This window comes from Nocardiopsis sp. NPDC055824 (assembly GCF_053616335.1).
This window is the reverse complement of sequence record NZ_JBSHDN010000357.1, coordinates 1-3,379: the sequence shown is the minus strand read 5'-3', so window position 1 is coordinate 3,379 and position 3,379 is coordinate 1. Positions and strand designations below refer to the sequence as shown.

At 73.7% G+C, this 3,379-nt stretch carries 3 protein-coding genes; all 3 read left to right on the top strand.

The window, feature by feature from the left end:
* Window positions 1-80: 80 nt before the first annotated feature.
* From zwf to pgl, 3 genes are read left to right on the top strand one after another with little or no spacing between them, the layout of a single operon-like run.
* On the top strand, window positions 81-1,646 hold the full coding sequence (zwf, locus tag ACWGL3_RS31715) for a glucose-6-phosphate dehydrogenase (RefSeq protein WP_267950321.1): 1,566 nt from the start codon (window positions 81-83) through the stop codon (window positions 1,644-1,646).
* A gap of 28 nt (window positions 1,647-1,674) precedes the next feature.
* Window positions 1,675-2,601 (top strand): glucose-6-phosphate dehydrogenase assembly protein OpcA, encoded by a 927-nt coding sequence (locus ACWGL3_RS31710; protein WP_267949021.1) that lies wholly within the window; start codon window positions 1,675-1,677, stop codon window positions 2,599-2,601.
* Entirely contained in the window at window positions 2,598-3,344 is a 747-nt protein-coding gene (pgl, locus tag ACWGL3_RS31705) for a 6-phosphogluconolactonase (protein ID WP_267949020.1), read from the top strand. Before ACWGL3_RS31710 ends, pgl begins: the two co-directional genes overlap by 4 nt.
* Window positions 3,345-3,379 lie beyond the last annotated feature (35 nt).

Here is a 3,379-nt window from a genome sequence, read left to right as displayed (position 1 = left end):
CCCCCGAGGCGTGGGCGCGGGCGGCCGGCCACCGCCCACCGGCCGCTCTCAGAAGGAAGAGACCTGTGAAAGAACCGGTGATGCCCGGAGCGGTACCCAACCCGCTCCGCAACGCCCTGGACCGCAGACTGCCCCGCATCGCCGGCCCCAGCGTGCTGGTGCTGTTCGGCGTCACGGGCGACCTGGCCAGGAAGAAGCTCCTGCCCGCGATCTACGACCTCGCCAACCGGGGGATGCTGCCGCCGGGCTTCGGCCTGGTGGGGTTCGCCCGCCGCGACTGGGAGGACCAGGACTTCGCCGAGCAGGCGCACGAGGCGGTGCGCAAGTACGCGCGCACGCCGTTCCGCGAGGACGTGTGGCGCCAGCTCAGCGAGGGCGTCCGGTTCGTTCAGGGCGACCTGGACGACGACGACGCGTTCGACCGCCTGGCGGAGACCGTGCGCGAGCTCGACGAGGTGCGCGGCACGGGCGGGAACTACGCGTTCTACCTCTCGCTGCCGCCCAAGCTGTTCCCGACGGTGGTCAAGCAGCTCAAGCGGTCCGGCCTGGCCGAGCCCGGCGAGGACGACGGGCCCGCGGGCGGGGGCGGCCTGCGGGTCACCCCCTGGCGCCGGGTGGTGATCGAGAAGCCGTTCGGCCACGACCTGGAGAGCGCGCAGGAGCTCAACGCGGTGGTGGACGACGTGTTCCCGCCGTCGTCGGTGTTCCGCATCGACCACTACCTGGGCAAGGAGACGGTCCAGAACATCCTGGCGCTGCGCTTCGCCAACACCCTGTTCGAGCCCCTGTGGAACCGCAGCTACGTGGACCACGTGCAGATCACCATGGCCGAGGACATCGGCGTGGGAGGACGCGCGGGCTACTACGACGGGATCGGCGCGGCCCGCGACGTCATCCAGAACCACCTCCTGCAGCTCCTGGCCCTCGTCGCCATGGAGGAGCCGATCTCCTACAGCGCGGACGCGATCCGCGCCGAGAAGGAGAAGGTCCTGGCCTCGGTGTCGCTGCCGGAGGACCTGGGGACCGGGACCGCCCGCGGCCAGTACGCCGCGGGATGGCAGGGCGGCGCGGCGGTGCGGGGCTACCTGGAGGAGGAGGGCATCCCCTCCGACTCCGTGACCGAGACCTACGCGGCGCTGAAGCTGGCGGTGGACACCCGCCGCTGGTCGGGGGTGCCGTTCTACCTGCGCACCGGCAAGCGGCTGGGCCGGCGGGTGACGGAGGTGGCCCTGGTGTTCCAGGCCGCCCCGCAGCAGATGTTCCCGCGCACCGACGTCAGCGAACTGGGGCAGAACGCCCTGGTGCTGCGCATCCAGCCGGACGAGGGCGTCACGCTGCGGTTCGGCTCCAAGGTGCCGGGCGCGAGCATGGAGGTCCGTGACGTGAGCATGGACTTCACGTACGGGCAGTCCTTCACCGAGGCCAGCCCCGAGGCGTACGAGCGGCTCATCCTGGACGTGCTCATCGGCGACCCGCCCCTCTTCCCGCGGCAGGAGGAGGTCGAGCTCTCCTGGCGCATCCTCGACCCGGTCGAGGAGTACTGGGCCGAGTCGGGCCGGCCCGAGCAGTACGGCTCGGGCACCTGGGGCCCGGAGTCCGCCGAGAACCTGCTCGCCAGGGACGGCCGCCAGTGGCGGCGCCCGTGACCAGCCACGACCACGCGGGGAGGAACCCATGACGCTCTACCTGCCGCGCACCACGACGTCGCAGATCACCGAGGCGCTCATGTCCGAGCGGCTCAGCGTCGGCGGCGGCGCCATGAACATGGTGCTGACCCTGGTCATCGTCACCGACGAGGCCGACCACTACGACGCCGTGCGCGCCGCCACCGAGGCGGGACGCGAGCACCCCTCGCGTGTGGTGGCCCTGATCCGGCGCGACCCCGACGCCGAACCCGCCATCGACGCCGAGATCCGCAGACCCGGCACCTCCGGGCCGGGCGAGGCCGTACTGCTCCGGCTGTACGGTCCGCTCGGCGAGCACGCGGACTCGGTGGTCACCCCGCTGCTGGTCCCCGACGCCCCCGTGGTGGCGTGGTGGCCGGGCGCGGGCCCCCTCAACCCGGCCGCCGACCCCGTGGGCCGCCTGGCCCAGCGCCGCATCACCGACGCGCTGCGCGCCCCCGACCCGTTGCGGGACCTCGTGGAACGGGTGGCCCACTACCGTCCGGGCGACACGGACCTGACCTGGACCCGGCTGACGCCGTGGCGCTCGCTCCTGGCCAGTGCCATGGACCAGCCGTGCGGGTGGGTGAACTCGGCGAGGGTGACGGCCGAGGCGCACTACCCGAGCGCCGAACTGCTGGCGGCGTGGCTGTCGGACCGGCTGGAGGCGCCCGTGGAACGGGCCGTCTCCCACGGCCCCGGGCTGACCGAGGTCAGGCTGACCACCTCGGAGGGGGACATCGCGGTCTCCCGGGTGGACGGCAGGGTGGCCACGCTGTCCCGGTTCGGGCAGCCGGACCAGACGGTGGCGCTGGCACGGCGCGGCGCCGCACTGGCGCTCGCCGAGGAGCTGCGCCGCCTGGACGCCGACGAGACCTACGAGAGCGCGGCCCACCACCTGGGTCCGCTGCTCGCGGAGAGCGGAGCACGAGGATGAGCGAACCGGAGATCGTCCGCCACGCGGACGCCGCGGGGCTGGCCGACAGCGTCGCGTTGAAGCTGGTCAACATGATCGTCCAGGCCGAGGCGGACAAGCGTGACTTCCACCTGGTCCTGACCGGTGGCGGGATCGGCATCCGCGCCCTGGAGGCGGTGCGCGACCACGCCAACGAGGCCGGGATCAGCTGGGCCCACGTCCACCTGTGGTGGGGGGACGAGCGCTACCTGCCGGACAAGGACCCCGAGCGCAACGAGACCCAGGCGTGCGCGGCGCTGATCGACTCGATCTCCGTACCGAGCCACCAGGTGCACCCGATCCCCGCCTCCGACGGGCTGGACGGGGGCCAGGTGGAGCACGCGGCGACCCGCTACGGCCGGGAGCTGGCGGTGGCGGCGCGCGGGGAGGGACCCGTGCCCGTGTTCGACGTGTGCCTGCTGGGGGTCGGCCCCGACGCCCACGTGGCCTCGCTGTTCCCCGGGCTGTCGGGGGTGCGCGAGGACGAGGCGTCCGTCGCCGCGGTGCGCGACTCGCCCAAGCCGCCGACGGAGCGGGTGACGCTGACGCTGCCGTCCATCCGCGCGGCCCGCGAGGTGTGGGTGCTGGCCTCGGGCGAGGGCAAGGCCGAGGCGGTGCGCCTGGGGCTGGCCGGGGGCAGCGTGGACGAGGCCCCGGTGGCCGGCGCCCGCGGCGCGGAGAGGACCGTGTTCTGGGTGGACGAGGCCGCGGCCTCCGAGCTGTAGCGCGAGACGGCGCGTGCGGGCGCCCCGGCCGGAAC

Coding starts and splice junctions, on each gene's coding strand:
- zwf (WP_267950321.1), top strand. CDS start 81: ATGCCCGGAGCGGTACCCAACCCGCTCCGCAACGCCCTGGACCGCAGA.
- ACWGL3_RS31710 (WP_267949021.1), top strand. CDS start 1,675: ATGACGCTCTACCTGCCGCGCACCACGACGTCGCAGATCACCGAGGCG.
- pgl (WP_267949020.1), top strand. CDS start 2,598: ATGAGCGAACCGGAGATCGTCCGCCACGCGGACGCCGCGGGGCTGGCC.